Source organism: Streptomyces sp. NPDC052079 (genome assembly GCF_040680275.1).
Taxonomy (GTDB): domain Bacteria; phylum Actinomycetota; class Actinomycetes; order Streptomycetales; family Streptomycetaceae; genus Streptomyces.
The window spans coordinates 182,091-205,725 of record NZ_JBFAWL010000004.1; the positions used below are offsets into that span (position 1 = coordinate 182,091).

At 73.0% G+C, this 23,635-nt stretch carries 26 protein-coding genes and 1 pseudogene; 16 read left to right on the forward strand and 11 right to left on the reverse strand.

What is annotated here, in order from left to right:
- Positions 1-8: 8 nt before the first annotated feature.
- Positions 9-1,340: pseudogene (locus tag AB0L56_RS10090) on the forward strand (ATP-binding cassette domain-containing protein); the annotation flags it as partial.
- A gap of 37 nt (positions 1,341-1,377) precedes the next feature.
- Here AB0L56_RS10090 and AB0L56_RS10095 read toward each other — a convergent pair.
- Complete coding sequence (locus AB0L56_RS10095; RefSeq protein ID WP_361034717.1) at positions 1,378-2,484, reverse strand: Vms1/Ankzf1 family peptidyl-tRNA hydrolase; 1,107 nt, start codon at positions 2,482-2,484, stop codon at positions 1,378-1,380.
- Positions 2,485-2,545: 61 nt separating this feature from the next.
- Here AB0L56_RS10095 and AB0L56_RS10100 point away from each other — a divergent pair, with 61 nt between their 5' ends.
- Positions 2,546-2,833, forward strand: a complete 288-nt coding sequence (locus tag AB0L56_RS10100) for a DUF6158 family protein (RefSeq protein WP_361034720.1) — start codon at positions 2,546-2,548, stop codon at positions 2,831-2,833.
- 127 nt (positions 2,834-2,960) lie between these two features.
- On the opposite strand, the gene AB0L56_RS10105 is transcribed toward AB0L56_RS10100, so the two are convergent.
- The 3 genes from AB0L56_RS10105 to AB0L56_RS10115 form a co-directional block, all read right to left on the reverse strand.
- The gene (locus AB0L56_RS10105) at positions 2,961-3,509 is read right to left on the reverse strand and encodes a type 1 glutamine amidotransferase domain-containing protein (protein ID WP_365421088.1); all 549 of its coding nucleotides are present in this window, start codon (positions 3,507-3,509) and stop codon (positions 2,961-2,963) included.
- Positions 3,510-3,516: 7 nt separating this feature from the next.
- Positions 3,517-3,981, reverse strand: coding sequence for a CBS domain-containing protein (locus tag AB0L56_RS10110; protein WP_365421090.1), 465 nt, complete (start codon positions 3,979-3,981; stop codon positions 3,517-3,519).
- A 91-nt stretch (positions 3,982-4,072) separates the two neighbouring features.
- A complete protein-coding gene (locus AB0L56_RS10115; RefSeq protein WP_361034729.1) occupies positions 4,073-4,465 on the reverse strand; it encodes a DUF2795 domain-containing protein in 393 nt (130 codons plus the stop codon).
- 157 nt (positions 4,466-4,622) lie between these two features.
- Here AB0L56_RS10115 and AB0L56_RS10120 point away from each other — a divergent pair, with 157 nt between their 5' ends.
- The 5 genes from AB0L56_RS10120 to AB0L56_RS10140 all read left to right on the forward strand — a co-directional run bounded on the left by AB0L56_RS10120 (position 4,623) and on the right by AB0L56_RS10140 (position 9,238).
- Entirely contained in the window at positions 4,623-4,766 is a 144-nt protein-coding gene (locus AB0L56_RS10120) for a hypothetical protein (RefSeq protein WP_361034732.1), read from the forward strand.
- Positions 4,767-4,916: 150 nt separating this feature from the next.
- The gene (locus AB0L56_RS10125) at positions 4,917-5,714 is read left to right on the forward strand and encodes an RNA polymerase sigma factor SigF (protein ID WP_361034735.1); all 798 of its coding nucleotides are present in this window, start codon (positions 4,917-4,919) and stop codon (positions 5,712-5,714) included.
- Between the two features lie 182 nt (positions 5,715-5,896).
- Complete coding sequence (locus tag AB0L56_RS10130) at positions 5,897-6,772, forward strand: hypothetical protein (protein ID WP_365421095.1); 876 nt, start codon at positions 5,897-5,899, stop codon at positions 6,770-6,772.
- A gap of 157 nt (positions 6,773-6,929) precedes the next feature.
- The gene (locus AB0L56_RS10135) at positions 6,930-8,174 is read left to right on the forward strand and encodes an aminotransferase class I/II-fold pyridoxal phosphate-dependent enzyme (protein WP_361034741.1); all 1,245 of its coding nucleotides are present in this window, start codon (positions 6,930-6,932) and stop codon (positions 8,172-8,174) included.
- Entirely contained in the window at positions 8,174-9,238 is a 1,065-nt protein-coding gene (locus tag AB0L56_RS10140) for an MBL fold metallo-hydrolase (protein WP_361034744.1), read from the forward strand. Before AB0L56_RS10135 ends, AB0L56_RS10140 begins: the two co-directional genes overlap by 1 nt.
- Before the next feature lie 12 nt (positions 9,239-9,250).
- Here AB0L56_RS10140 and AB0L56_RS10145 read toward each other — a convergent pair whose 3' ends face one another.
- Positions 9,251-9,874, reverse strand: coding sequence for a VTT domain-containing protein (locus AB0L56_RS10145; RefSeq protein ID WP_361034792.1), 624 nt, complete (start codon positions 9,872-9,874; stop codon positions 9,251-9,253).
- 44 nt (positions 9,875-9,918) lie between these two features.
- On the reverse strand, positions 9,919-10,692 hold the full coding sequence (locus AB0L56_RS10150) for an MBL fold metallo-hydrolase (protein WP_361034748.1): 774 nt from the start codon (positions 10,690-10,692) through the stop codon (positions 9,919-9,921).
- An 83-nt stretch (positions 10,693-10,775) separates the two neighbouring features.
- Between AB0L56_RS10150 and AB0L56_RS10155 the strand changes: the two genes are divergently transcribed.
- From AB0L56_RS10155 to dnaK, 5 genes are all read left to right on the forward strand, one after another.
- Entirely contained in the window at positions 10,776-11,183 is a 408-nt protein-coding gene (locus AB0L56_RS10155; RefSeq protein WP_361034751.1) for a hypothetical protein, read from the forward strand.
- 91 nt (positions 11,184-11,274) lie between these two features.
- Positions 11,275-13,359 carry a phage holin family protein gene (locus AB0L56_RS10160; protein WP_365421101.1) on the forward strand — a complete coding sequence of 695 codons (2,085 nt, stop codon included), beginning with the start codon at positions 11,275-11,277 and terminating at the stop codon, positions 13,357-13,359.
- 140 nt (positions 13,360-13,499) lie between these two features.
- Positions 13,500-13,928, forward strand: coding sequence for an OsmC family peroxiredoxin (locus AB0L56_RS10165; RefSeq protein WP_365421104.1), 429 nt, complete (start codon positions 13,500-13,502; stop codon positions 13,926-13,928).
- A gap of 79 nt (positions 13,929-14,007) precedes the next feature.
- A complete protein-coding gene (locus tag AB0L56_RS10170; RefSeq protein WP_365421107.1) occupies positions 14,008-14,751 on the forward strand; it encodes a glycerophosphodiester phosphodiesterase family protein in 744 nt (247 codons plus the stop codon).
- Positions 14,752-14,837: 86 nt separating this feature from the next.
- Positions 14,838-16,712, forward strand: a complete 1,875-nt coding sequence (dnaK, locus tag AB0L56_RS10175; protein ID WP_365421110.1) for a molecular chaperone DnaK — start codon at positions 14,838-14,840, stop codon at positions 16,710-16,712.
- Between the two features lie 22 nt (positions 16,713-16,734).
- On the opposite strand, the gene AB0L56_RS10180 is transcribed toward dnaK, so the two are convergent.
- The gene (locus AB0L56_RS10180) at positions 16,735-17,598 is read right to left on the reverse strand and encodes a helix-turn-helix transcriptional regulator (protein WP_365421113.1); all 864 of its coding nucleotides are present in this window, start codon (positions 17,596-17,598) and stop codon (positions 16,735-16,737) included.
- Positions 17,599-17,836: 238 nt separating this feature from the next.
- Between AB0L56_RS10180 and AB0L56_RS10185 the strand changes: the two genes are divergently transcribed.
- Positions 17,837-18,262, forward strand: a complete 426-nt coding sequence (locus AB0L56_RS10185; protein ID WP_365421116.1) for a hypothetical protein — start codon at positions 17,837-17,839, stop codon at positions 18,260-18,262.
- Here the strand turns inward: AB0L56_RS10185 and AB0L56_RS10190 are convergent.
- Positions 18,244-19,065 carry a helix-turn-helix transcriptional regulator gene (locus AB0L56_RS10190; protein WP_365421119.1) on the reverse strand — a complete coding sequence of 274 codons (822 nt, stop codon included), beginning with the start codon at positions 19,063-19,065 and terminating at the stop codon, positions 18,244-18,246. The two genes, AB0L56_RS10185 and AB0L56_RS10190, sit on opposite strands and share 19 nt — an antisense overlap.
- Positions 19,066-19,127: 62 nt before the next feature.
- Here AB0L56_RS10190 and AB0L56_RS10195 point away from each other — a divergent pair, with 62 nt between their 5' ends.
- On the forward strand, positions 19,128-19,433 hold the full coding sequence (locus tag AB0L56_RS10195; protein ID WP_365421122.1) for a 4a-hydroxytetrahydrobiopterin dehydratase: 306 nt from the start codon (positions 19,128-19,130) through the stop codon (positions 19,431-19,433).
- 5 nt (positions 19,434-19,438) lie between these two features.
- On the forward strand, positions 19,439-20,191 hold the full coding sequence (locus AB0L56_RS10200) for a methyltransferase domain-containing protein (protein WP_365421124.1): 753 nt from the start codon (positions 19,439-19,441) through the stop codon (positions 20,189-20,191).
- Here the strand turns inward: AB0L56_RS10200 and AB0L56_RS10205 are convergent.
- Together AB0L56_RS10205 and AB0L56_RS10210 are read right to left on the reverse strand one after the other, a co-directional pair.
- On the reverse strand, positions 20,181-20,873 hold the full coding sequence (locus tag AB0L56_RS10205; RefSeq protein ID WP_365421413.1) for a peptidase E: 693 nt from the start codon (positions 20,871-20,873) through the stop codon (positions 20,181-20,183). The two genes, AB0L56_RS10200 and AB0L56_RS10205, sit on opposite strands and share 11 nt — an antisense overlap.
- 110 nt (positions 20,874-20,983) lie before the next feature.
- A complete protein-coding gene (locus tag AB0L56_RS10210) occupies positions 20,984-21,559 on the reverse strand; it encodes an AAA family ATPase (protein WP_365421127.1) in 576 nt (191 codons plus the stop codon).
- Between the two features lie 342 nt (positions 21,560-21,901).
- Between AB0L56_RS10210 and AB0L56_RS10215 the strand changes: the two genes are divergently transcribed.
- Positions 21,902-22,789: a class I SAM-dependent methyltransferase gene (locus tag AB0L56_RS10215; protein ID WP_361029766.1), complete on the forward strand. Its 888-nt coding sequence runs from the start codon at positions 21,902-21,904 to the stop codon at positions 22,787-22,789.
- Between the two features lie 21 nt (positions 22,790-22,810).
- Here the strand turns inward: AB0L56_RS10215 and AB0L56_RS10220 are convergent, their stop codons facing one another.
- Positions 22,811-23,602, reverse strand: coding sequence for an aldo/keto reductase (locus tag AB0L56_RS10220; protein ID WP_365421416.1), 792 nt, complete (start codon positions 23,600-23,602; stop codon positions 22,811-22,813).
- Between the last annotated feature and the right edge of the window lie 33 nt (positions 23,603-23,635).

The window sequence follows — 23,635 nt, forward strand, 5'->3', positions numbered from 1 at the left end:
CGGAAACCCGAATCCGGGACGCCGCTCAGGCCGTCGACCGGGCCGAGCACGCCATCATGACGGTCGACGACGAGGCCGCCCAACTGCGTTACGCGCAGGCCCTCGCCGACTGGGCCGAGGCACGCGGCTACGAGGCGGAGACGCTGTGGGACATGTGCACCACGGCCGCGCTGGGCATCCCGTACGAGAAGGCGCAGTGGCGCCAGGTCCGCACCCTCTCCGGAGGCGAGCAGAAACGCCTGGTCCTCGAGGCGCTGCTGCGCGGCACGGACCAGGTCCTTCTCCTCGACGAGCCCGACAACTATCTCGACGTCCCCGGCAAGCGCTGGCTGGAGGAACGGCTCGAGGAGACCCGCAAGACCGTCCTGTTCGTGTCCCACGACCGCGAACTCCTCGCCCGCGCCGCCGGGCGCATCGTCTCCCTCGAACCGGGCCCCGCCGGCGCCGACGCCTGGGTGCACGGCGGTGGCTTCGCCACCTACCACGAGGCGCGCCGTGAACGCTTCGCCCGCTTCGAGGAGTTGCGCCGCCGCTGGGACGAGAAACACGCCCAGCTCAAAAAGCTTGTCCTGACCCTGCGTCAGGCCGCGGAGAACAGCGCCGACATGGCCTCCCGCTACCGGGCCGCCCAGACCCGGCTGCGCAAGTTCGAGGAGGCGGGACCCCCGCCGGAGCCGCCCCGCGAGCAGAACATCACCATGCGCCTCAAGGGCGGCCGCACGGGAGTCCGCGCGGTCACCTGCGAGGGGCTGGAACTCACCGGCCTGATGAAGCCGTTCGATCTGGAGGTCTTCTACGGCGAGCGGATCGCCGTGCTCGGCTCCAACGGATCGGGCAAGTCGCACTTCCTGCGTCTGCTCGCCGGGGAGGAGGTGGCGCACACCGGCCGCTGGCGCCTCGGCGCCCGCGTCGTCCCCGGACACTTCGCCCAGACGCACGCCCACCCCGAGCTGGAGGGGCGCACCCTCCTGGACGTTCTGTGGAAGGAGCACGCCCAGGACCGGGGCGCCGCGATGTCCCGGCTGCGCCGCTACGAGCTCACCGGCCAGGCCGAGCAGACCTTCGACCGGCTCTCCGGCGGTCGCTTCCAGATCCTGCTGCTGGAGCTCCAGGGCGTCACGGCCCTGCTGCTCGACGAGCCCACGGACAACCTCGACCTGGAGTCGGCGGAGGCGCTGCAGGAGGGGCTCGAGGCATTCGAGGGCACGGTGCTCGCCGTCACCCACGACCGCTGGTTCGCCCGCTCCTTCGACCGCTACCTCGTCTTCGCCGCCGACGGCCACGTCAGAGAAACCCCGGCCCCGGTCTGGGACGAACGCCGGGTGCAACGCACCCGCTGACCGCAGGAAGCATCACGGGGCGGTGGTGCGGCTCGCGTCACTTCCAGCGGAGCAACGCCCCCAGCCCCCCAGCGGGCGCGTCCTCCGCCGCCACCTCGTCGACCGCCACCGCCACCGCGCCCGTCTCGACCGCCGAGCGGAGCAACGCGTCATCCGCCCGCGCCGGCCACGCGTTCTGCTCACCCAGCACCTGGAGATCCGTGGGCTGCACCGCCACGTAATCCGGATCCTCGCCGATGAACACCTCCCGGTGCGTGTCGGGTCCGTCCGTCCGGATCAGCAACTCGTCGATCCGGTGCTCGCGCGCGGCCTCGACCAGTGCCGGAACGCCCTCCACGGCAGCCGGCCGGCCCGCGTCGTCGGGGACCCGGGCGGCCAGGAACCGCTCCAGCTCCTCGGCGGCACGGTCGCGGACGTGCTGCTCGCGGATCCGCTCCACCTCCTCGTCCAGCAGCCTGCTGCCCGGGCCGCGCGGGGTCTCGACCGCCATGCCCTGCAGCCGCTTCGGCAGCCGCTCGTGCACCGACCGCCGCTCCCGCTCGTCACCGACGAGGATGAGCAGGTCCGCCCCGGTCTCCTCCTGGCAGACGGCGAGCGCGTCGGCGACCTCCGCGGCGTTGCGCTCCCAGGTGTTCTCCACCTTCAGCTGGAAATGGCGCTCCGACCAGTCGGCGGAGCCGGTCCGGTGCAGCGGCCACTGGCGCCCGGTGACGCCGCCGGCGTAGTCCCGGCCGAGCGCGCTGCGCAGCTCGAAGTCGGCGCCCCTGCGGTCGATGTAGGCGACGATGCACACCGGGTCCTCACCCGCCAGCTCCACCAGCGGCGCGACCCGCGGCAGCCGCTCCCACTGTGCCCAGTGGCCCCCCGGGGACCGGGTCAGCGCCGGATCCAGCACCACCTCGCCGTCCCGGGCGAACAGGGCGCGGCCGTGCGGTTCCGGTGAGTGCCGCAGTTCCTCGATCGCCTGGTGCACCGCCTGGCAGGTGGCCTCGTCCGCGCCCTGGTCGGCGAGCTCCCTCGCCATCGCCCGAGCCGTCAGCTGCCGCTCCTGGGGGGTGAACTCGGTGTGCCGGGAGGTGTCGACGTAGACGGAGGCCCAGGGGCCGGGACGTTCGTAGAGTGGATGCAGGAATGCGAGTTCCATGGCTCCCTCCCGGGTGCGCTTCGGGGTAGTGCTTGTGCCGCCGGGCGGGTACCCGGGCCGTATGAACGCACACGACGAGCGGGGCACCACGATGACCGGAGTCGAGCCGGAGCGCCTGGACGACGCGCAGCTCATGAAGGAGCTGGAGACGATCCACCGCACGCGCCATGACACGCTGCTGTACGGCTCCAACGACGCACTGCGGACGCACAACGAGCGGATGGCGCAGCTGGAGGGCGAGTATCTGCGGCGCAACCCGCGCCGCCCGGTGGCCGCGGGCCGCACCCGTGAGGGAGCCCGCGAGCGCTGCCCCGCGGACACCACCACACCCACCACGCCGGGGACCTGAGCCGTCGGCCCGTACGCCTCGGACGCCCCGGGCCCGCCGCAGACGGCCGGGGCCCGCGCGTACGCGAGCCCCGGCGTTGTGAACTGTGCGGTCTGTGCGGATTCATTCCGCGGGTGACCTGTGCGTGTCAGGCCGCCATCATTTCCGCCTGGAACACCTCCAGGTACTTCTCGCAGAACGCCGGCAGATCGTCCGGCTTGCGACTGGTGACCAGCTTGTTCGGTCCGTGGTCGCACACCTGCACCTGCTCGTCGACCCAGGTGCCGCCCGCGTTGCGGATGTCGGTGCGCAGGCTGGGCCAACTCGTGAGCACCCGGCCCCGTACGACGTCCGCCTCCACGAGAGTCCAGGGGGCGTGGCAGATCGCGGCGACCGGCCGGCGCCGTTCGAAGAAGTCCCGCACGAACGACACCGCCCTCTCGTCCATGCGCAGGAAGTCCGGGTTGGCCACCCCGCCCGGCAGCACCAGTGCGTCGAAGGAGTCCGCCGACGTCTCGGCGACGACCTCCTGCACCGGGAACGTGTCCGCCTTGTCGAGGTGGTTGAACGCCTGGATCCGGCCCGGCTGCGTGGACACCAGAACCGGCTCGTGACCGGCGTCCGCGGCGGCCTGCCACGGCTCGGTCAGTTCCACCTGCTCCACACCCTCGGGTGCGGCCAGAAATGCGATACGCATGATGATCTCACATCCCCTCGTCAGGTTTCGGTTGTGCTCGTTCGGTTACGCCGCTTGTGTCCGGCTCGGCACGGCTGATGTCGGCCAGCGCGGATCCGGGATCCCGCGCCTCGGCCAGATCGCCGAGACTCACCAGCCCGACGGGCAAGCCGTCCTCGACGACGGGTATCCGGCGGATGGCGTGCTCCCGCATCAGCGCGACGGCCGCGGACACCGGATCGTTCGGGGCGAGCGTCCACGGGTCCGGCGTGCACACCGACCCGACGCTCACGCCGAGGGGGTCCGCGCCCTCGGCGACCGCCCGTACGGTGATGTCGCGGTCGGTGAGTACGCCGACGACCAGCTGACCGTCGGCGACCACCACGTCGCCGATGTTCTGGGCGCGCATCAGCTGCGCCGCCTCGACCAGCGAGGCGTCCGGGCGCACGGCGACCACGCCCGGGGTCATCACGTCCTTGACGAATTCGGCCATGACCTCCGCCCTCCGTCCGGCCCCGGCCGCCGGGGCGCCGCCGCCCTCGCCCCGGCGGGACGACCACGGCGCGGCACCCCGGACGAACCGGTCACGCTGTCTCCGTCTCCCGGGACCGGGTCAGCGCCTCGGCGAGTTCCTGGACGTTGTCGTAGCGTTCCTCGCGCGGCAGCCGCTCCAGCGCCTCGATGAGGGCGTCGGGCGCATGCCGTCGGTCCAGGTCGCGTATCAGCTCGCGCGGACCCGCGGGGAACACCCCGCGGCCCAGGACCTTCGCCAGCTCCAGCCGTACCGACTCCAGTGACGACGGGCCGCGGCCGGGCGTCACCGGGCCATAGGCGACCTCGGGATCGTCGTCGGCGGACGGCTCCGGGTCGTTCCACTCCTCGGTGCGGGTGGGGTGCCCGGACCTCAGCAGGCCCTGCAGTTCGTGCTTCATCTCGTCGTCACGGTGGACGTTGAGCCGGTCACTGCCTCGCTGCATGTCTCCCTCCAGATCCTTCGGGGTGCGCACCGCGTACCCGGGGAGCGCGGGCCAACACAGGCATCCGGCGGCGGATCGTCACGGTCCGGGTTTGGCCCCCGGGCGGTGGGAGACCCGGAGGACACGCCCCCCACGAGCCACCTGGAAAGGACCGGCCATGGCGGTGCTCGCCCTCGTCATCCCACCCCTGATGCTCGGTGTGATTCTGATGCTGGGCCGCTACGAGGACCTCCTGCTGCCGCCCGTCCGGCCCGAGGAGGAACAGCACGGGGAGACCCCGATCGGTGGTTTGGGAGGGTGAAGCGGGGGCAGGGGAACAGGCAGTGCTTCGGACAGGAGGCACGCCCGTGGCAGCGGCATGACGTCGCTCCGGGCGCCTGTCCTCGCAGTGCGCTCGCCGCGGTGACTGTCCGTCGTCCCCGAGCACCCCATGAGGGAGTTGCGAGGCACCATGCCGACCCCAGCGACCGCGAAGCACCATCCGCACCATGACGCCCCCGACACCGCGGCCGCCTTCCGCAGGCTGGCCGCGCTTCCCGACGGCCCGGAGCGCGACGCGCTGCGCGACGAGATCGTCGAGGCCTGGCTGCCCATGGCCGACCGCCTCGCCGGACGCTTCCGCAGCCGCGGTGAGAGCTTCGACGACCTCCGCCAGGTCGCCGCGCTGGGCCTGGTCAAGGCCGTGGACCGATACGAGCCCGAGCTCGGCAACGCCTTCGAGAGCTACGCCGTGCCGACCATCACCGGCGAGATCAAGCGGCACTTCCGCGACCACATGTGGACCCTGCACGTACCGCGCCGGGTCCAGGACCTGCGCAACCGCGTCCGGTACGCCGCCCAGGACCTCTCCCAGACCATCCCCGGCCGGCAGCCGACCGTCGCGGAGATCGCCGAGCGTGCCCACCTCAGCGAGGAAGACGTACGCACCGGCCAGGAGGCGCTGGACAGCTTCAGCGCGCTGTCCCTCGACGCCGAACTGCCCGGCAGCGACGACGGCTACTCGCTGGGCGACGCCCTCGGAGCGCCCGACCCGGCGCTGGACACCGTGGTCGACCGCGAGGCCGTCAAGGACGGTCTTGCCGCACTCCCGGACCGGGAGCGGGCCATCCTCTACATGCGCTTCTTCGACGACATGACCCAGAGCGGCATCGCCGAGGAGCTCGGCATCTCGCAGATGCACGTCTCCCGCCTGATCAGCCGCAGCTGCGGCCGGGTCCGCGACGAGGTCATGGGCGACACCGAGGAGTAGCGCGGGCGGTCCGGCCTACGGGGTGCCGTCGCGCCTGCCCTCCCCGCGCTGTGCTTCACCCGGGTGGGTGGGCCGGTGACGCCAATGGTGTCCGGCCGCGCGCGGTACGGCGGCGGGCGGGCTGTGATGGCTGTGGGGCAACCGAGAGCCTGCCCCCGCCGTCGCCCCAAGGAGCCCGCACCATGCGCCGCACCGCCCGTGCCCTGTCCCTCGCCGCCGTCGCCGGAACCTTCCTCGGCGCGCTCGTACCGGCCGCGTCCGCGGGAACGGCCCCCGGCAGCGGCCCGTCGTGGGGCACCGCCTCCCACTCGCCCTGTCCGGAACCACCCGGGGGACACGCCGGGGAACACGCCTGGGAGGGCCACACCTCCGAGAGCACCGCTCCGGGCAAGAGCACCGCTCCGGGCAAGAGCACCGCTCCGGGCAAGAGCACCGCTCCGGGCGCCGCCCAGCCGGAGGCCTCGAAATCCGGCGCTTGGGAACCCGACTCTTTGGAACCCGACTCTTCGGAACCCGGCGCTTCGGAACCAGACTCTCTGGAATCCGAAGCCCTGGAACTGGAAACCCTCGAAACGGAAACGCTCGAGGAGGAGGGCCTCGAGCCGGACGCGGCCCTCCCGGAGGGCACCGCCCTCGACGAACTCGTTCCCGACGCTGTTCCCGAGGAGGATGCCGGGATTCCCGCCCCGGCGGGGTCCGAGGCAGACGATTCGAAGGCCCTGGACTACAAGGCCAAGGAATCGAAGCCCGCCGAGCCGACGGCGACCGTCCCGCCCAAGCCGGTCAAACCCAAGCCGGTCGAACCGAAGCCCACCGCAACCAAGCCCACCCCAACCAAGAGCACCCACTGCACCCCCACCCCCACCACGCACCCCACGCACCCGACGGACCCCACGCACCCCACACCCCCCGCCCACCACGGCGTCCACGCCGGCGGGGGCGGTGCCTTCACCGACTCCGTGCCCGCACTGGCCGCCGGCGGTCTGCTCATCGCGGGCGCGTTCGGCGCCGCCGCCCACCGCCTGTACCGGGACCGCACACCCCGGAGGGACGCCTGACGTCCGTGGGTCCTTCCCCGGGCCGTCACCGCCCGCGCCGTGAGCCGCACGACCGGCCGGAACTCATGGCACGCGGCACTCTGGGTACTGACTGGCCGAGGGGCGGCACGAGCGGATGCCGGGGCACCGGCCCGCCAGGGACTGCGCGGAGGTAGCGATGCTGCGGACGGATCCGGAAGGCCACGGCCCCGTCCGCTTCGGGCCGCCCGACCCCGAGGACGGGCTCCCCGTCCTGCCCGAACTGTCCGCCGTCCTGGCCGCCGCGGCCTCCCGGGCCGGCGCCGAGCCGGTCGGCGGCGGCCCCGCCCTGCTGGAGGCCGCCTGCGGCTACGGCGACCGGCGCGGACTTCCCGCCGCCCCCGACCGGGTGGCTGTCGCCCCTGGTGCCCCCGCCCTGCTGGTGGCCCTGACCGCCGCCATCGGCGGCGACGTCCTGGTGCCCAGACCCTGCGCCGCGTGGTGGGCCCCCTACGCCCGGCTGCTGAGCCGGCCCGCCTTCCCTGTGCCGACGCCGGCCGAGAGCGGCGGCGTACCCGATCCCTACGCACTGCTGGAGACCGTGCGCCGGCTGCGGGCCGAGGGCGGTGACCCGCGTCTGCTGGTGCTCTCCGTCGCCGACGACCCCACCGCCACCGTGGCCCCGCCCGAGCTGCTGCACGAGACCGTGGAGGCCGCCGTCGCCGAGGGGCTGCACCTGGTCAGCGACGAGACCTGGCGCGACACCCTGCACGACCCGCACGACACCGTGCTGCTCAGCCCCGCCGAGATGGTGCCCGACCGGGTCACCGTGGTCACCGACCTGGTCGGCGCCCTGCTCCCGCCGGGCTGGCCCGCGGCGGTGGCCCGCTTCCCGGCCGGAGAGGAGGGCAACGCGCTGCACGCGCGCGTGCTCGACGTGCTCACCGCGCTCGACGCGCGCGTCGCCGCCCCCGTCGCCGCCGCCGCGGTGTACGCGCTGTCCGAGCCCGAACCGGTCACCGCGCGCGTCGCCGCCGGCATACGCCTGCACGCGAGCCTCGCCGCCGCCGCGCACCACGCCGTCGTCGCCGCCGGCGCCCTGTCCCGTCCCCCGCGCTGCGGCCGGCACCTGTACGTCGACCTCACACCCCTGGCGCCCGCGCTCGCCGCGCACGGCGTCGGCGACGCCCAGGAACTGGAGGACTTCCTCGGCGCCCGGCTGGGCATGCCCGCGCCGGGCGGGCACCGTTTCGGCGACGAACTCGACGCGCCGCGCGTACGGCTGTCCACCGCCCCCATGCTGGGCGCCACCGCTGAAGAGCGCGCTGAGTGCCTGCGTTCGCCCGCTCCGCTGGAACTGCCGCAGGTGCGACGCGCGTTGACCCATCTGACAACGGTCTTCGACGATCTCCGTGACGACGCCCGGCGATGGGAGTCTCCCTGATGACGCAGCGCCCCGAGTCGACCAGCAGAACGACCACGACCACAGCCCGCGACGAGACCGCACCGGACTCCGGCACCCCCTCCGCGGGCCCACACCTCCCGCCGGCCGCACCCCGCCCGCTCGCCGAACGCCGGGTGTGGCCGCGCACCTTCCACGACCGGCTGACGGCCCCGCTGCCCGGCCTCAGAGCCTTCGCCCGCTTCGCCCGCGAGGGCGCCGTACGTCCCACACCCGAGGGCCTCGCCGACATCCCCCGGCTGCCCTTCGAGCCCGGCCCGCTGCCCCGCGTGGACGCCCGCACGGTCGCCGTCACCTGGGCGGGACACGCCAGTTGGGTCCTGCGGATCGGAGGGCTCACCGTGCTCACCGACCCGGTGTGGTCCCGCCGCATCCTCGGCACCCCGGCGCGCATCACGCCCGTCGGCGTCGCCTGGGAGGCCCTGCCGCGCGTGGACGCGGTCGTCATCAGCCACAACCACTACGACCACCTCGACGCCCCCACCCTGCGCCGGCTCCCGCGTGACACCCCGGTGTTCGTGCCCGCGGGGCTCGCCCGCTGGTTCCACCGCCGCGGGTTCACCCGGGTCACCGAGCTCGACTGGTGGGAGGCCGCCGAACTGAACGGCGTGCGGTTCGACTTCGTACCGGCCCACCACTGGTCCAAGCGCACCCTCACCGACACGTGCCGCTCCCTGTGGGGCGGCTGGGTGCTCACCGACCGGGAGGGCCGCCGGGTCCATTTCGCCGGGGACACCGGCTACGGCCACTGGTTCTCCCGCATCGGCCGCCGTTATCCGGGCATCGACCTCACCCTGCTGCCCATCGGCGCCTACGCTCCCCGCTGGTGGCTGGCCGACGTCCACTGCGACCCGGAGGAGGCGGTCCGCGCCGCCCAGGACCTCGGTGCGCGCCGCATGGCACCCATGCACTGGGGCACGTTCATCCTCTCCGCGGAGCCGGTCCTGGAACCCCTCGTCCGCGTCCGCGCCGCCTGGGAGCGGGCGGGGCTGCCCCGCGAAGACCTGTGGGACCTGCCGGTGGGCGCCTCCCGGGTCCTTACGTGACCCCGGGCGGCGTCATCCCCCCGCCGACCCCCGCATCCGCCGCCACAGGCTCGGCGCCGCGCTGATCAGCACGGTCAGCGCGATCGCCGCGAGCACGCCCTGCCACGGCTCCGCGAACAGCGACCCGCCGAGGACGCCGATCAACTGGTACGTCGCCGCCCAGGCCAGACAGGCGGGCGCATTGCCGCGCACGAACCGGCGCAGCGGCCACTCGGCGACCAGACAGGCCAGCATCACCGGCAGCCGCCCGGCCGGCATCAGCCGCGACAACACCAGCACGGCCACCCCGTGGTCGGCCAGCTTCTGCCGCGCCTGCTCCAGCCGGTCCTCCGGGGCGCGCTGCCGGATCGCCTCCAGCCAGCGCGAGCCGTTGCTCGACTTCATCCCGCGCCGGCCCAGCCAGTACAGCGCCACGTCCCCGAGGAACGCGGCCAGCGACGCGGTCAGGAAGACCAGCGCCATCGAGAACGGCGCCGTCCGGTGGAAGGCGACCACGGTCGCCGAGCTCACCAGCGCGCCCGTCGGCACCACCGGCACCAGCGCGCCGATCAGCACCAGGAGGAACAGCGAGGGGTACCCGATCGCCTGCTGGGTGGAGTCGGGCGCCACGACCGGTATGAACGCCGGCGAGGCCACCGACGGCAGGGAACCGGTCGCCTCGCCCAGGGCGGCGGGAAGGTTCACCGCGCGACCTTCAGGCGCACGCGCTCCCCGTGCCCTAGCCGGTGCACGGCCGCCCCGGGGGCGTGCCGGGCCGCCATCCGCTCGAACTCGTGGCCCGGCGCGTGGAATTCGTGCGGGCGCACCGCGTCCATCCCGATCGGCCAGTACGTGCCGTAGTGCACCGGCACCGCGTTGGGCGCCCCCAGCCGGGCCAGCGCCTCGACCGCGCGCCCCGCGTCCAGATGCCCCTCCCCGAGGCACGGGCCCCAGCCGCCCACCGGCAGCAGCGCCACGTCGACCGGCCCCACCTCCTCGGCCATCTCCTCGAACAGCCCGGTGTCCCCGGCGAAGTACGTCCGCGCCTCACCCTCCAGCACATATCCGAGGGCGGGGGAGCGGCGCGGCCCGACCGGCAGCCGGCGCCCGTCGTGCCGCGCGGTCACGACTCGTACGACCAGCCGGCCCACCTTGATCGCGTCACCGGGCGCCACCTCGCTCACCCCGAGATGCGTAAGCCGGCGCAAGCCCCGCACCGCGCGCCCGGCGCCCCGGGGCACGAACAGGCGCGTGCCCGGCGCGAGCCGGGCCAGGGACGGCAGGTGCAGATGATCGGCGTGCAGATGGGAGACCAGGGCCACGTCCGCGTGCCGGGCCTCGGCGGGCGGCACCGCGCCGCGCCGGCGCCGTAGGTGTGCGAGCCGGCGGGCGAACAGGGGGTCGGTGAGCACCCGCGTGTGCGAGTCCTCGACCGTGCAGGTGGCGTGACCCCACCACGTGACGTCCACCGGCACCCCTTCGCCTCCTTCGTGCGACTCCCCGAAGCCTACGGGCAGGAGTAGGGTCGGCGGCGAAACCGGAGGTGAGGGGGGACGCCATGGGGCCTGTGCCGGTGCGGGTGACGGCGATCGCGAGTCTGACGCCGCTGGAGGAACTGGACGCCGATCCCTTCCTGGTGGACTCCCGCAGCCAGCACGCCATGTGCGCCCGCTGGGCCGCCGAGCAGGGATACGTGGTGGCCCGGGAACTGCTCGTGCGCGGGCTGCGGCCCGACCACTGCATGCTGTGGGAGGGCGTGCGGCCCGGCACCGATCTGTTCGTGGCCCCCAGTCTGCGGGTACTGGAGCGTGCCCTGTCCTCCGTGGAGGAGTTCACCGCCGAGTGCGCGCGGCGCGGGGTGCGCATGGAGACGGTGGGCCGCGCGGAACCGTCGTACGACGCGGCGATGAAGGCGCGGGTGCACCGCAGGCTGTCCATGCCGACCGCCGGCTACGACGGCCGCTGAGCCGCCCACGGCCCGCGCGGCCGGGGACGGAACGCCCGCTCGGCCCGTTGTGACAGGGTGGATACGGGTCTCAGCGGCCAGGACGTGAGGGGTGCGGGGCGTGGGTGGCGGGCGTTGGCGACGGGTCGTCAGTCAGATCGGGCGGAGTGTCGCGGTGTGGGCGGTCTCCACCCTCACCATGCTGGTGCTCGCCGGGATCCTGCCGGACTTCCGGCTCCGCTCGGCCGACGGCGACAGCGCCACCGACATCGCCGTCACGGCCGCCCTCGGCGCCGGCGCCTTCGGCGTGCTGTCCGCGCTCGTCTGGCCGCTGCTGGTGCGGCTCCTGCTGCTCGTACCGGCGCTCGTCCTGGGCGTGCTGGTGTTCTTCCTCAACGGCGCCCTGCTCTGGCTGGCCCTGTACGTCAACCCCGTCGAGCGGGGCGCCGCCGCCCCGGAGACGGCGGTGGTGGTCGCCGCGGTCATGTCCGCGGTCGCCTCCGCCACGGGCGGCGCCCTCGCCGTACGCGACGACGACGCCTACCGCCGCCGGCTGTACCGTCTCGCCGACCGCCGCCGGGGCTCCGCCCCGCCCTGCCCCAGCACGCCCGGCACTCTCTTCGTGCAGCTCGACGGCGTCGGCCACGAGGTCCTGCTGGACGCCGTGGGCAAGGGGCTGATGCCCACCATCGCCCGCTGGCTCGGCACCGGCACCGCCGGCGACCGGCCCAGCCACCGCCTCACCCTCTGGCGTACCGACTGGTCCAGCCAGACCGGCGCCAGCCAGCTCGGCATCCTCCACGGCAGCAACTACGACGTCCCGGCCTTCCGCTGGTACGAGAAGGCCCGCCGCGAGCTCATGGTCTGCAACCGGCCCACCAGCGCCGCCGAACTCCAGGCCCGCGCCATCGAGTACTCCGGGCACGCCGGGCTGCTGGCCCACGACGGCGCCAGCCGCGGCAACCTGTTCAGCGGCGGCGCCGAGGAGCAGGCCCTGGTGCTGTCCATAGCGACCCGCCGCCGCGGCCCGGCCGCCCGCTCCCGCGCGGGCTACTTCGCCTACTTCTCCGACCCCGCCAACGCCGTGCGCACCGCGCTGTCCTTCGTCGCCGAGGTGGGCCGGGAGATCGGCCAGTCCACCCGTGCCCGGATGCGGAGACAGCGTCCGCGTGTCTCTCGCGGCGGGCTCTACCCGTTCGTCCGGGCCTTCGCGACCGTCGTCGAACGGGACGTCGTGGTCGCCGCCGTGACGGGCGACCTGCTGGCCGGCCGCACCGCCGTCTACGCGGACCTGGTGGCCTACGACGAGGTCGCCCACCACTCCGGGCCCGCGAGCCGGGACACCGAGAAGGTCCTCCAGCGCCTCGACCGCTCCCTCGCCCTGATCGAGAAGGTTGCCGAGCACGCCCCCCGCCCGTACCGGATCGTCGTCCTGTCCGACCATGGGCAGAGCCCCGGTGAGACCTTCCGCTTCCGCTACGGCCTCACCCTCGGCGACCTGGTGCGGGCCGGCTGCGGACTGCCCGTGCCGCGCCGCGCGGGGCGCACCCACAGCGGTGCGGAGGCCCGCGCGGCCGTCCGGGCGGCGCTGCGCCGGCCCGTCGAGGAGGGCGCCGAGCACTACCGCCCCTCCCGCGCCTCCGAACCCGTCGTGCTCGCCTCCGGCAACCTGGGGCTGGTCTCCTTCCCGGACGTGCCGCACCGGATGACCAAGGAGGAGATCGACGCCCGCCACCCCGCGCTGCTGCCGACCCTCGCCAACCACCCCGGCATCGGCTTCCTCCTGGTGCGCAGCGAACGCCACGGCGGGGTGGTGCTCGGCGCGTACGGCGCGGAGATCCCGCTGGACGAGCTGGACGACAACCCCGGGCCCCTGGCGGCCTTCGGGCCCGGCGCCGCGGATGTCGTACGACGCACCCACACCTTCCCGCACACCGCCGACATCATGGTCAACTCCTTCCACGACCCCGCGGACGGCGAGGTGCTCGCCTTCGAGGAGCAGATCGGCTCCCACGGCGGCCTCGGCGGCGCCCAGGCCCGCCCCTTCCTGCTGTCCCCCCTCATGCTGTCCCCACCGGTCGCCGACGGCGCGGACCTGGCCGGCGCCGAGCAGATCCACCGGGTACTGCGCCGGTGGCTGACGGAGTCCGACGAGGCGCAATCGGCCGTGGCCCCGGACCGCAAGCGCGCCGCCTGAGCGGACCGTTCGCCGCGGAGGGCCCGTCTTCCGGGTCAGCCGAGCCGGGATGTGATCGGATGGGGCGGGGCACCCGATGACAAGGGGCCCGGACCGAGCACCGCCGGACACACGGCCGGACATTTTCGAAAGGATGCGTCATGGCAACCACGCGCTCCGCACACACCGTTTGGGAAGGCAGTCTCTTCAAGGGCAGCGGGGTCGTCGCCTTCGACTCCTCCGGCAGCATCCCCGAGCAGCCGGTCACCTGGGCGTCGCGTGCCGAGGAGCCGAGCGGGAAAACCAGCCCCGAGGAGCTGATCGCCGCCGCGCACTCCAGCTGCTTCTCGATGGCCCTCTCCAACGTTCTCGACAAGGCCGGCAACCCGCCGGCCAAGCTGACCACCTCCGCCGACGTCACCTTCGTGCCGGGCGAGGGCATCACCGGCATCCACCTCACCGTCCAGGGCACCGTCCCCGGCCTGGACGAGGCCGCTTTCGTCGCCGCCGCCGAGGACGCCAAGGTGAACTGCCCGGTCAGCCAGGCGCTGAAGGGCACGAACATCACCCTGACGGCCAAGCTCGCCTGACCCGCTCGCCGCGTCGAGCCACCGCAGGCCGCTCCCCGGGGGCGGCCTGCGGCACGTCACGCCTCCGGGAGCGACCACCATGACGCCACGACCCGCCGTCTCCGCCCACCGGGGAGGCTCCGAGCGCGCCGGCCCGGCCACCTGGGAGGCGTACGAGGACGCGCTCGCGTCCGGCGCGGAGTACGTCGAGTTCGATGTCCGGCGCACGGCCGACGGCGTGTTCGTCGTCCACCACGACCCCCGGGTGGGCCCCACCGGCCCGCACCTGTCCACGCTCACCCACGCCGAACTGAACGCACGCGCCGGATTCCGGGTGCCCCGCGTGGAGGAGGTCATGGAGCTGATCGCCGGGAGGCTCGTGGGGCATCTCGACCTGAAGGAGACCGGCCACGAGCGGGAGCTGATCGGCCGCGCGGTCGCCCTCCTCGGCGAGGACGGCTTCGTCGCCACCACCCTCGAGGACCGCTCCGTCGCCGCCATCACCGCCGCCCACCCGCGGGTGCGCACCGTCCTGTCCCTCGGCCGCGACGGCAGGGACATCGACCGGCGCCGGCTGGTGGCCACCCGGCTCAGCGAACTGCTCCCCATGCGCCGGGTCCGCGCCTGCGGCGCCCATGGGGTGGCCGTGCACCAGCGTCTGGCCCGCGCCACCGTGCTGCGCGAGGCTGGCCGTAACAGACTGTTCACCATGGTGTGGACGGTCAACGAGGACGGGGCGCTGCGGAACTTCCTCGGTGACCCGCGGGTGGACGTGCTGATCACCGACCGTCCCCGGCGCGCGCTGGAACTGCGCGGGCACACGGACGCCCACACCCGCCGTTGACAACTACCGGTTCACACTATTGACAACAGGGCGCTCAAGTTTTGTGCTGGAATTCCGGAGAGGTGCCCTGGCGGAAGGGGACAGCGATGGGACGTGCCGTCGGAATCGACCTGGGAACCACGAACTCGGTGGTGGCCGTGCTGGAGGGCGGTGAGCCCACCGTCATCCCCAACGCGGAGGGGGCGCGCACCACCCCTTCCGTCGTGGCCTTCGCCAAGAACGGCGAGGTGCTGGTCGGCGAGGTCGCCAAACGGCAGGCCGTGACGAACATCGACCGCACCGCCCGCTCGGTCAAGCGGTACATGGGCGACCCGCAGTGGCGGTTCCCCGCCGAGGGCTCCATCGACGGCACCCGCTACCGGGCGCAGGAACTGTCCGCCCGGGTGCTGCAGAAACTGCGCCGGGACGCCGAGGCGTACCTCGGCGAGGACGTCAGCGACGCCGTCATCACCGTACCGGCGTACTTCGACGACACCCAGCGGCAGGCCACCAAGGAGGCCGGGGAGATCGCCGGCCTCAAGGTGCTGAGGATCATCAACGAGCCCACGGCGGCCGCCCTCGCCTACGGCCTGGACAAGGAGAACGACCAGACCGTCCTCGTGTTCGACCTGGGCGGCGGCACCTTCGACGTGTCGCTGCTCGACATCGGCGAGGGCGTCATCGAGGTGAAGGCCACCAACGGCGACACCCACCTCGGCGGCGACGACTGGGACGAGCGCGTCGTCGAGTACCTCGCCAAGCGCTTCAAGGGGCAGTACGGCGTCGACCTGACGCAGGACAGGATGGCCGTGCAGCGGCTGCGGGAGGCCGCCGAGAAGGCGAAGATCGAGCTGTCCTCCTCCACGGAGACCACCATCAACCTGCCCTACATCACGGCATCCTCCGAGGGCCCCCTGCACCTCGACGAGAAACTCACCCGCGCCCAGTTCCAGGAGCTCACCGAGGACCTGCTGGAACGCTGCAAGAAGCCCTTCCACCAGGCCGTCAAGGACGCCGGTGTGAAACTCTCCGACATCGACCACGTCATCCTCGTCGGCGGCTCCACCCGGATGCCCGCCGTCACCGACCTGGTCCGCGAACTCACCGGCAAGGAGCCGCACAAGGGCGTCAACCCCGACGAGGTGGTAGCTCTCGGCGCCGCCCTCCAGGCGGGCGTCCTGCGCGGCGACGTCAAGGACGTGCTGCTCCTCGACGTCACCCCGCTGTCCCTGGGCATCGAGACCAAGGGCGGCATCATGACCAAGCTGATCGAGCGCAACACCACGATCCCCACCCGGCGTTCGGAGATCTTCACCACCGCCACGGACAACCAGCCCTCGGTCGGCATCCAGGTCTACCAGGGCGAACGCGAGATCGCCGCCTACAACAAGAAGCTCGGCGTCTTCGATCTCACCGGCCTCCCCCCGGCCCCGCGCGGCGTCCCGCAGATCGAGGTGGCCTTCGACATCGACGCCAACGGGATCATGCATGTGTCCGCCAAGGACCTCGCCACGGGCCGTGAGCAGAAGATGACCGTCACCGGCGGCTCGGCCCTGCCCAAGGACGACATCGACCGTATGATGCGGGACGCCGAGCAGTACGCCGAGGAGGACCGCAAGCGCCGGGAGGCCGCCGAGACCCGCAACCAGGCCGAGCAACTCGTCTACCAGACCGAGCGGTTCCTGCGGGACAACGGCGACAAGGTGCCCGACGACACCCAGCGCGAGGTCGAGTCCGCCGTCACGGAGCTGAAGCAGCTGCTGGAGCGGGAGTCCACCGAAACGGCCGAACTCCGCGCCGGCGTCGAGAAACTCGCCTCGGTCAGCCAGAAGATGGGCCAGGCGATGTACGCGCAGACCTCGACGGGCCCCACCGAGGACACCGGACCGGACACCTCACCGCAGGACGACGACGGGGTCGTGGACGCGGAGATCGTCGACGACGACAAGGACACCGGCGGACGGAAGGACGGCGCGGCCTGACCCCCACGGCGGGCGAGGGTTCTCAGTAGTGTTCCCGGCACTCCCGCAGCAGCTTCGCCGTGCGCCGCGTCGAGGCCGCCCGCGCCGTCATATGGTCCAGGACCTCCAGATGCACCGCGACCTCCGTGCGGGAGTCCAGATACAGGGCGCCCGTCAGATACTCGGTGAACACCATGTCGGGCAGCTCCGGCTCGGCGAAGCGGAACAGCGAGAAGGGCGCGTACGTCCCCGGGTGCGGGCCGTTCGCGAACTCGGCGATCTGGAGGGTGATGCGGTCCCGTTCGGCGTACTCGAGCAGCTTGTCCAGCTGGTCCCGCATCACCCGGCTGTCGGCGCTCACCGGGCGCCGCAGCACCGTCTCCTCCATCAGCACCCACAGATGCGGGGCATCGCCGCGCTCCAGCAGACGCTGACGCTCCATGCGCAGGGCCACATGCCGCTCGACGGCGTCCCGCCCCGCGGTGCCGATCGTCCCCGCCTCCAGGACGGCGCGCGCGTAGTCCTCGGTCTGCAGCAGCCCCGGCACGAAATGCGGCTCGTAGGACCGGATGATCCGGGCGGCGCCCTCCAGGCTCACATACATGCGGAACCACTCGGGCAGCACATCGTGGTACCGCTGCCACCAGCCCGGCCGGTTCGCCTCCTCGGCGAGCTCCACGAATGCGACGGACTCGCTCTCCGGTACCCCGTAAGCGGTCAGCAGCAGCTGGAGGTACGGGATCTTCAGCGTGACCTCGGCCGTCTCCATCCGCCGCACGGTCGCGGGCGCCACCCGCAGGATCCGGGCCGCCTCCTCCCGTGAGAGGCCCGCCGCCTCCCGCAGCTCCTGCAGCCGCCTTCCCAGAACCACCTGGCCCACGGTCGGTGCGGCCCGCCGCTCACTCACGCCACGCCTCCCCAACGCACCCCAGCACGCGCTCAGTCTGTCATGTCCCTCCGAGAGTCTCACGGGCCACGGTGAACCGCCCTGTTTCCCTGCTCCCTCAGCCGTATTACCCCGCAGGTAATCGACCCGCCGCCGCCCCCACGGGATCGTGGACGCACCGGGTCCCGGGCCGGCTCGCACTCCGGCCCGGGACCCGGCCCCGGCCGCCGCCACCGATCCCGACGGAGGGTGATGCATCATGTCCGCTACCCAGCTTGCCGCGCTCGCCCGGACCGTGGAGCCGCAGCTGATGCTGCGCCGCTTCCTGGCCCTGGACGCCGTGGTGACCGGCGCCAACGCGCTCGCCTATCTCGCCCTCTCCGGGCCGCTCGGACGCTTCCTCGGCGCCGGGTCCGGCCTGCTGACGGGCCTCGGCGCGTTCCTCGCCGGGTACGCGGCCGTCGTGGGTCTGCTGGCCGCCCGCCGCCACCCGCCCACGGCGGGCGTACGGATCGTCGTCGAGGCCAACCTCGTCTGGTCCGCCGTCAGTCTCGCCGCCCTCGCGCTCTGGCTCACCCCGACCACGGCGGGCGCGGTGTGGACGGTGCTCCAGGCGCTCACCGTGGCGGGCTTCGCCGTACTGCAGCACCTGGCGCTGAGGGCACGTCAGCTCAGCCAGAACTGAAGGTACTTGGCCGTCGCCGGGTCGGCCGGGAGCAGCGTCTCCACGGCCAGCTCGGCGACGGTCACGTCCATGGGGGTGTTGAAGGTGGAGATCGACGACACGAACGACAGCGTCCGGCCCTCGTGCTCGATCACCATCGGCAGCGCGAAGTACGCCACCGGCGCGTCCTGTTCCTCCGGGCGCCGCTCGCCGGTGTCCGGGACCGGGAACGCCGCGACCTCCTCGTACAGCGCCCGCAGTGGCCCGGAGCGGCGCAGCGCGATGTCCCGCCGCATCTGGTCCAGCAGATGCCCTCGCCACTCCCGCAGATTGCGGATCCTCGGTGCCAGTCCCTGCGGGTGCAGGGTGAGCCGCATCGCGTTCAGCGGCGGCGTCAGCAGCGACTCCGGGATCCCGTCGAACAGCATCATCACCCCCCGGTTGGCGGCCACGACGTCATACATCGCGTCCACCACCAGCGCCGGATACGGTTCGAAGCCGCTGATCAGCCGCTTGATGCCGTCCCGCAGCGCGTCCAGCGCGGGGTCGTCCAGCGGGGTGTGCGGGAACCGGGGCGCGTACCCCGCGGCGAGCAGCAGGGCGTTGCGCTCCCGCATCGGGACGTCCAGCTCCTCGGCCAGCCGCAGCACCATCTCCTCGCTGGGCCGGGAGCGGCCGGTCTCGATGAAGCTGATGTGCCGGGCGGAGGAGTCGGCGCGCAGGGCCAGCTCCAGCTGGCTGACCCGCCGCTGCTCCCGCCAGGCACGCAGCAGCGGGCCCACGCCTTCGGTGCCGGCGGTGGCGTCGGACGGGACTGTGGTCATGCCAGGACCGTAGTCTGGGAATCCGGCAAATGAGACCCGAACCCGGCGAAGGAGCGCAGCCCATGCCCGTCGAACCGCTGTCACAGAAGGAGATCGAGGACCGGCTGGCCGAGCTGCCGGGCTGGTCGCTCGACGAGGGCCGCCTCACCCGTTCCTACCGGCTCGGCTCGCACTTCGCGGCGACGGCGATGGTCGTGCACATCGCGCAGGTGCAGGAGGAGCTCAACCACCACTCCGACCTCACCCTCGGCTACGACACCGTGTCCCTGTCCGTGCACACCCACAGCGCGGGCGGCGCCGTCACCGCCAAGGATGTAGAGCTCGCCCGCAGGGTGGAGGACCTGGCGCCCGGACACGGTGCACACTGAGGCGCGTGCTGGACTACGACAAGGAAGCGGAACGGTACGACGCCCTGCGCGGCGGCGAGGCCCGGGCGGCGGCCGCCGCCGACGCCGTACTGAGTCTCATACCCGGCGGTGCGCGCGATCTGCTGGACGTCGCCTGCGGCACCGGCCTGGTGACCCGGCGGTTTCCCGCCGCCCGCGCCGGTCTGCGGGTGACGGGGGCCGACCTCGCGCCGTCGATGACCCGGATGGCCGCCGCCCGCCTGCCCGGCGCCGTCGTCCGCGCGGACAGCCGCCGGCTGCCCTTCGGCGACGCCCGGTTCGACGTCGTGGTCAGCGTGTGGCTGCTGCATCTGCTGTCCGGCCCGGGGGACGTCCCGACGGTCGTCGGCGAGTGCGCCCGTGTGCTGCGGCCCGGTGGGGTCTACATCACCAGCGTGCACAAGGGGGCCTCCCACAACGTGGGCAGTGACATCGACGTGGTGCTCGCCGCCCGCCCGCCCAGCCCGGTGCCCGACGCCCCCGCCGATGTGACGGCCTGCGCCGCCGGGCACGGACTGCTCCCCGCCGGGCAGGCCCGCTTCCGGGGCCACGGTCAGGGCCGCAGCCCCCGCCGCACCATCACGGACCTGCGCCGCGGCTGGTTCGTCACGCTGCCGCCCGGGGAACCGCTCGCCGAGGAGTTCGCCGCCCGGCTGGCCGAACTCCCCGACCAGGACCGCCCCCGCCCCGACCCCGTATTCACCCTCCACGCCTACCGCAAGCCGGCACTCACGCCCTGAGCGCCCGGCCCCCCACGGCCCGCTCTTCGACCCCACCACCCGCCCCGGCCCGCACCCGGTACAGCCGGGCTTCCGGTGCCCGCGTCACCACCTCGACGAGCCGGCCGTCCGTGAACAGGGCCCCCACCCCGTCGTCCACCGCCCACCCGGCGGGCAGCCGGCCGCCCGCCACGGCCGCCCGGTAGGAGTCCCGGCGGCCGGGCTCGCTGTCGTAGTGCGGGCACACCGAACCCGGCAGCAGCCCCAGCCCGTCCCGCAGATACGTCAGCGGGCCGAAGGAGTCGGTGTGCGACCCCTCGGCCCAGCAGTTGGCCCCGGCACTGATCCCGCACAGCAGCGTCCCGCCCTCGTACGCCTCCCGCATCAGACGGTCCACACCGTGCACCCGCCAGACCGCCAGCAGATTGGCGGTGTTGCCACCCCCGACGTACACGACATCCTGCGCGAGCAGGTACGCCCGCAGCGCCGCATCGTCCAACTCCCGCCGAAACAGCGACAGTACGGACGGCTCACAGTCCCGCGCCCGAAACGCGTCGAAAAACTTCTCGACGTACGCGGGTGCGTCCCCACTCGCCGTAGCCACAAAGCACACCTTGGGCCGGTCCCCCCGGGCATGACCCAACACCCATCCATCCAGCAACCCGTCGTCCTCGGTGGAAAAACCTCCCCCGAGCAGAGCCAGACGCCGCGGGGGACCGCCGGCGTAGCCTGCGGGCAGTCGTGCCGCTGGGGCGGCACGGGTGGGCGCAGGCGGCACCCCTTCAGCGGGCCGCGGCTCGCCCCCATCCCGGCTCATCGAACGGCCGCCCGCGCGCCCGCGCCGGGGCGCAGTTCGGCGCGGAGCGTCTCGAACGCGGTGGGGAACGGCCGGTGCGGCAGGAAGGCACGGATCCGGCGGGCGCAGTCCGCCGCACCGGCCGTGGTGGTGTCGCATTCGATGTCGTACCGGCCGTGTGCGTGCACCCGCTCGAACTGCCGGGCCGCGAGCCCGGCCGGCTGGTCGCCGCGTATCTGTTCGCGCCGTCGCAGCTCCTCGAGGGAGCAGCGGACTCCCACCAGCACGACGTCCCGCGCGGGGAACAGCTCCAGGCAGTCCAGCAGGCGCCATTCCTCACTCAGCACATGGTCGACCACCACGTTGTTCCCCGCCGCGGCCATGCCGGCGACCGCCCGGTGGAACCCCTTCCACGTGCGGTGCAGCACGTCGGGGAGTTCCTCCGCGGGTGTCTCCCGGCGCGAGCGCATCGCGTGGAAGGAGTCCACGGGCATGTGGAAGTACGGCTCGTCCAGTGTCCGCAGCAGTTCCTGCGCGATGCTCGACTTCCCCGAACTGGACGTGCCGTTCAGGAAGATGATCCGGCCGGGCACCCGGGCTCCCTCGCTGTCGACGGTGGAGTGGAGGCACCATTCTCCAGTAGCGGGTTTCCGGGGAAGAGTGCATGGGCGTGCGGGAGCCGGGTGGCTCTCCGTGTGGGAGGGCGTCAGGTGCCGGGGCCGGTGCGCGGAGCGGCGTCGGGGCTGTTCGAGAACTCCGCGTACGAGCAGCAGACCGCGAATGCCGAGGGCGCGACCGTCGCCGACGTGCACGGCTTGATCGCCGACACGGCCAACTGCAGCGCCCGCCCGTTTTTGCGCGACCGGCAACATCGGTTGCTCCGGTGCGGTGCGTCGGCGCACCCTGACGGCAAGCGAGCGGAGAGGCTGATCATCATGGGGCACGACCAGGAGCACGGGCAGGGACACGGACATGGCCACGAGGACATCGACTGGGCCGAGATGGCGCCTCTGCTCGAAAGCCAGGCGGAGTTGTTCACCCCGCTGTACGAGCGCGCCCTGAACTGGCTGGCGAAGGAGGTGACCGAACCGGGGCTGATCGTGGACGCGGGCAGTGGTCCCGGTGTCATCGCGGCTCTGTTCGCCGAGACGTTCCCGGGGGCACGGGTCCTGGCCGTCGACGGCTCCGAAACGCTGCTGGAGCGGGCCCGCGCCCGGGCGGAGCGGCAGGGGGCGGCCGACCGTTTCGGCACCCTCGCCGGTGAACTCCCCGGCGTGCTCGACGAACTGGACTACCCGGCCGACCTGCTGTGGGCCAGCCGCAGCATCCACCACCTGGGCGACCAGCGCGCCGCCCTCGCCGCCTGCGCCGAGCGCCTGGCGCCCGCCGGCACCCTGGCGGTGATGGAGGGCGGCCTGCCCACCCGCTTCCTGCCCCGCGACATCGGGTTCGGCCGGCCGGGCCTCCAGGCGCGCCTCGACGCGGCGGAGGAGGAGCGGTTCAGCCGTATGCGCGCCGAACTGCCGGACTCGGTGGCCGTCGTCGAGGACTGGCCGGCACTGCTGGCCTCGGCCGGCCTGCACCACACCCGCACGCGCACGTTCCTTCTCGACCTGCCCGCCCCGGCCACGGACCGCGCCCGCGCCTACGCCGTCGCCGTCCTCACCCGCGCCCGCGAGGGCATGGCCGAGGACCTGGACGCCGACGACCGCGCCGCCCTCGACCGCCTCCTCGACCCCGACGACACGGCGAGCCTGCACCACCGCCCGGACGTGTTCGTCCTGGCGGCCCACACCGTGCACACGGGCGTGCGGCCCGTGTGACGGCGTGACTTGAAGGGCGGGTCAGGCGGCGTTGAACTCCGCCGGGTGCGCACCCAGTCGCCGGTCCTCGTTGAGCGCGCTGATCGCGGCGAGGTCCTCGGCGTCCAGGCTGAAGTCGAAGACGTCGATGTTCTCCGCGATCCTGGACGGCGTCACCGACTTCGGGATGACGATGTTGCCCAGTTGGATGTGCCAGCGCAGCACCACCTGGGCCGGCGTACGGCCGTGCTTCTGCGCGATCGCCACGATCGCCGGGATCTCGAGGATGCCCTTGCCGGAGCCCAGCGGCGACCACGCCTCCGTGGCGATGCCCCGCTCGGCGTGGTACTCACGCGCGGCGTGCTGCTGCAGATGCGGGTGCAGCTCGATCTGGTTGACCGCCGGGACGACGGACGTCTCGCCGATCAGCCGCTCCAGGTGCTCCGGCAGGAAGTTGGACACACCGATGGCACGGACCCGGCCGTCGGCGTAGAGCTTCTCGAGCGCCTTGTACGTCTCGACGTACAGGTCGCGGGCGGGCGTGGGCCAGTGGATGAGGTACAGGTCCACGTAGTCGAGGCCGAGCTTCGCCAGCGATGTGTCGTACGCGCGCAGCGTGGAGTCGTACCCGTGGTCGCTGTTCCAGACCTTGGTGGTGACGAAGATGTCCTCACGCGGGATGCCCGACGCGGCGATCGCCCGTCCGGTGCCCTCCTCGTTGCCGTAGATCGCCGCGGTGTCGATGCTGCGGTAGCCCGCCTCCAGCGCCGTCGCCACGGCCGTCTCGGCCTCCGCGTCCGGTACCTGCCAGACGCCGAACCCCAGCTGAGGCATCTCGACGCCGTTGTTCAGGATGATCGGGGGGAC

What these genes read in the sequence shown, in the direction of transcription:
- AB0L56_RS10095 (WP_361034717.1), bottom strand. Translation starts at nt 2,484, where the DNA reads ATGGAACTCGCATTCCTGCATCCACTCTACGAACGTCCCGGCCCCTGG.
- AB0L56_RS10100 (WP_361034720.1), top strand. Translation starts at nt 2,546, where the DNA reads ATGAACGCACACGACGAGCGGGGCACCACGATGACCGGAGTCGAGCCG.
- AB0L56_RS10105 (WP_365421088.1), bottom strand. Translation starts at nt 3,509, where the DNA reads ATGCGTATCGCATTTCTGGCCGCACCCGAGGGTGTGGAGCAGGTGGAA.
- AB0L56_RS10110 (WP_365421090.1), bottom strand. Translation starts at nt 3,981, where the DNA reads ATGGCCGAATTCGTCAAGGACGTGATGACCCCGGGCGTGGTCGCCGTG.
- AB0L56_RS10115 (WP_361034729.1), bottom strand. Translation starts at nt 4,465, where the DNA reads ATGCAGCGAGGCAGTGACCGGCTCAACGTCCACCGTGACGACGAGATG.
- AB0L56_RS10120 (WP_361034732.1), top strand. Translation starts at nt 4,623, where the DNA reads ATGGCGGTGCTCGCCCTCGTCATCCCACCCCTGATGCTCGGTGTGATT.
- AB0L56_RS10125 (WP_361034735.1), top strand. Translation starts at nt 4,917, where the DNA reads ATGCCGACCCCAGCGACCGCGAAGCACCATCCGCACCATGACGCCCCC.
- AB0L56_RS10130 (WP_365421095.1), top strand. Translation starts at nt 5,897, where the DNA reads ATGCGCCGCACCGCCCGTGCCCTGTCCCTCGCCGCCGTCGCCGGAACC.
- AB0L56_RS10135 (WP_361034741.1), top strand. Translation starts at nt 6,930, where the DNA reads ATGCTGCGGACGGATCCGGAAGGCCACGGCCCCGTCCGCTTCGGGCCG.
- AB0L56_RS10140 (WP_361034744.1), top strand. Translation starts at nt 8,174, where the DNA reads ATGACGCAGCGCCCCGAGTCGACCAGCAGAACGACCACGACCACAGCC.
- AB0L56_RS10155 (WP_361034751.1), top strand. Translation starts at nt 10,776, where the DNA reads ATGGGGCCTGTGCCGGTGCGGGTGACGGCGATCGCGAGTCTGACGCCG.
- AB0L56_RS10165 (WP_365421104.1), top strand. Translation starts at nt 13,500, where the DNA reads ATGGCAACCACGCGCTCCGCACACACCGTTTGGGAAGGCAGTCTCTTC.
- AB0L56_RS10170 (WP_365421107.1), top strand. Translation starts at nt 14,008, where the DNA reads ATGACGCCACGACCCGCCGTCTCCGCCCACCGGGGAGGCTCCGAGCGC.
- dnaK (WP_365421110.1), top strand. Translation starts at nt 14,838, where the DNA reads ATGGGACGTGCCGTCGGAATCGACCTGGGAACCACGAACTCGGTGGTG.
- AB0L56_RS10185 (WP_365421116.1), top strand. Translation starts at nt 17,837, where the DNA reads ATGTCCGCTACCCAGCTTGCCGCGCTCGCCCGGACCGTGGAGCCGCAG.
- AB0L56_RS10190 (WP_365421119.1), bottom strand. Translation starts at nt 19,065, where the DNA reads ATGACCACAGTCCCGTCCGACGCCACCGCCGGCACCGAAGGCGTGGGC.
- AB0L56_RS10195 (WP_365421122.1), top strand. Translation starts at nt 19,128, where the DNA reads ATGCCCGTCGAACCGCTGTCACAGAAGGAGATCGAGGACCGGCTGGCC.
- AB0L56_RS10215 (WP_361029766.1), top strand. Translation starts at nt 21,902, where the DNA reads ATGGGGCACGACCAGGAGCACGGGCAGGGACACGGACATGGCCACGAG.
- AB0L56_RS10220 (WP_365421416.1), bottom strand. Translation starts at nt 23,602, where the DNA reads ATGCCTCAGCTGGGGTTCGGCGTCTGGCAGGTACCGGACGCGGAGGCC.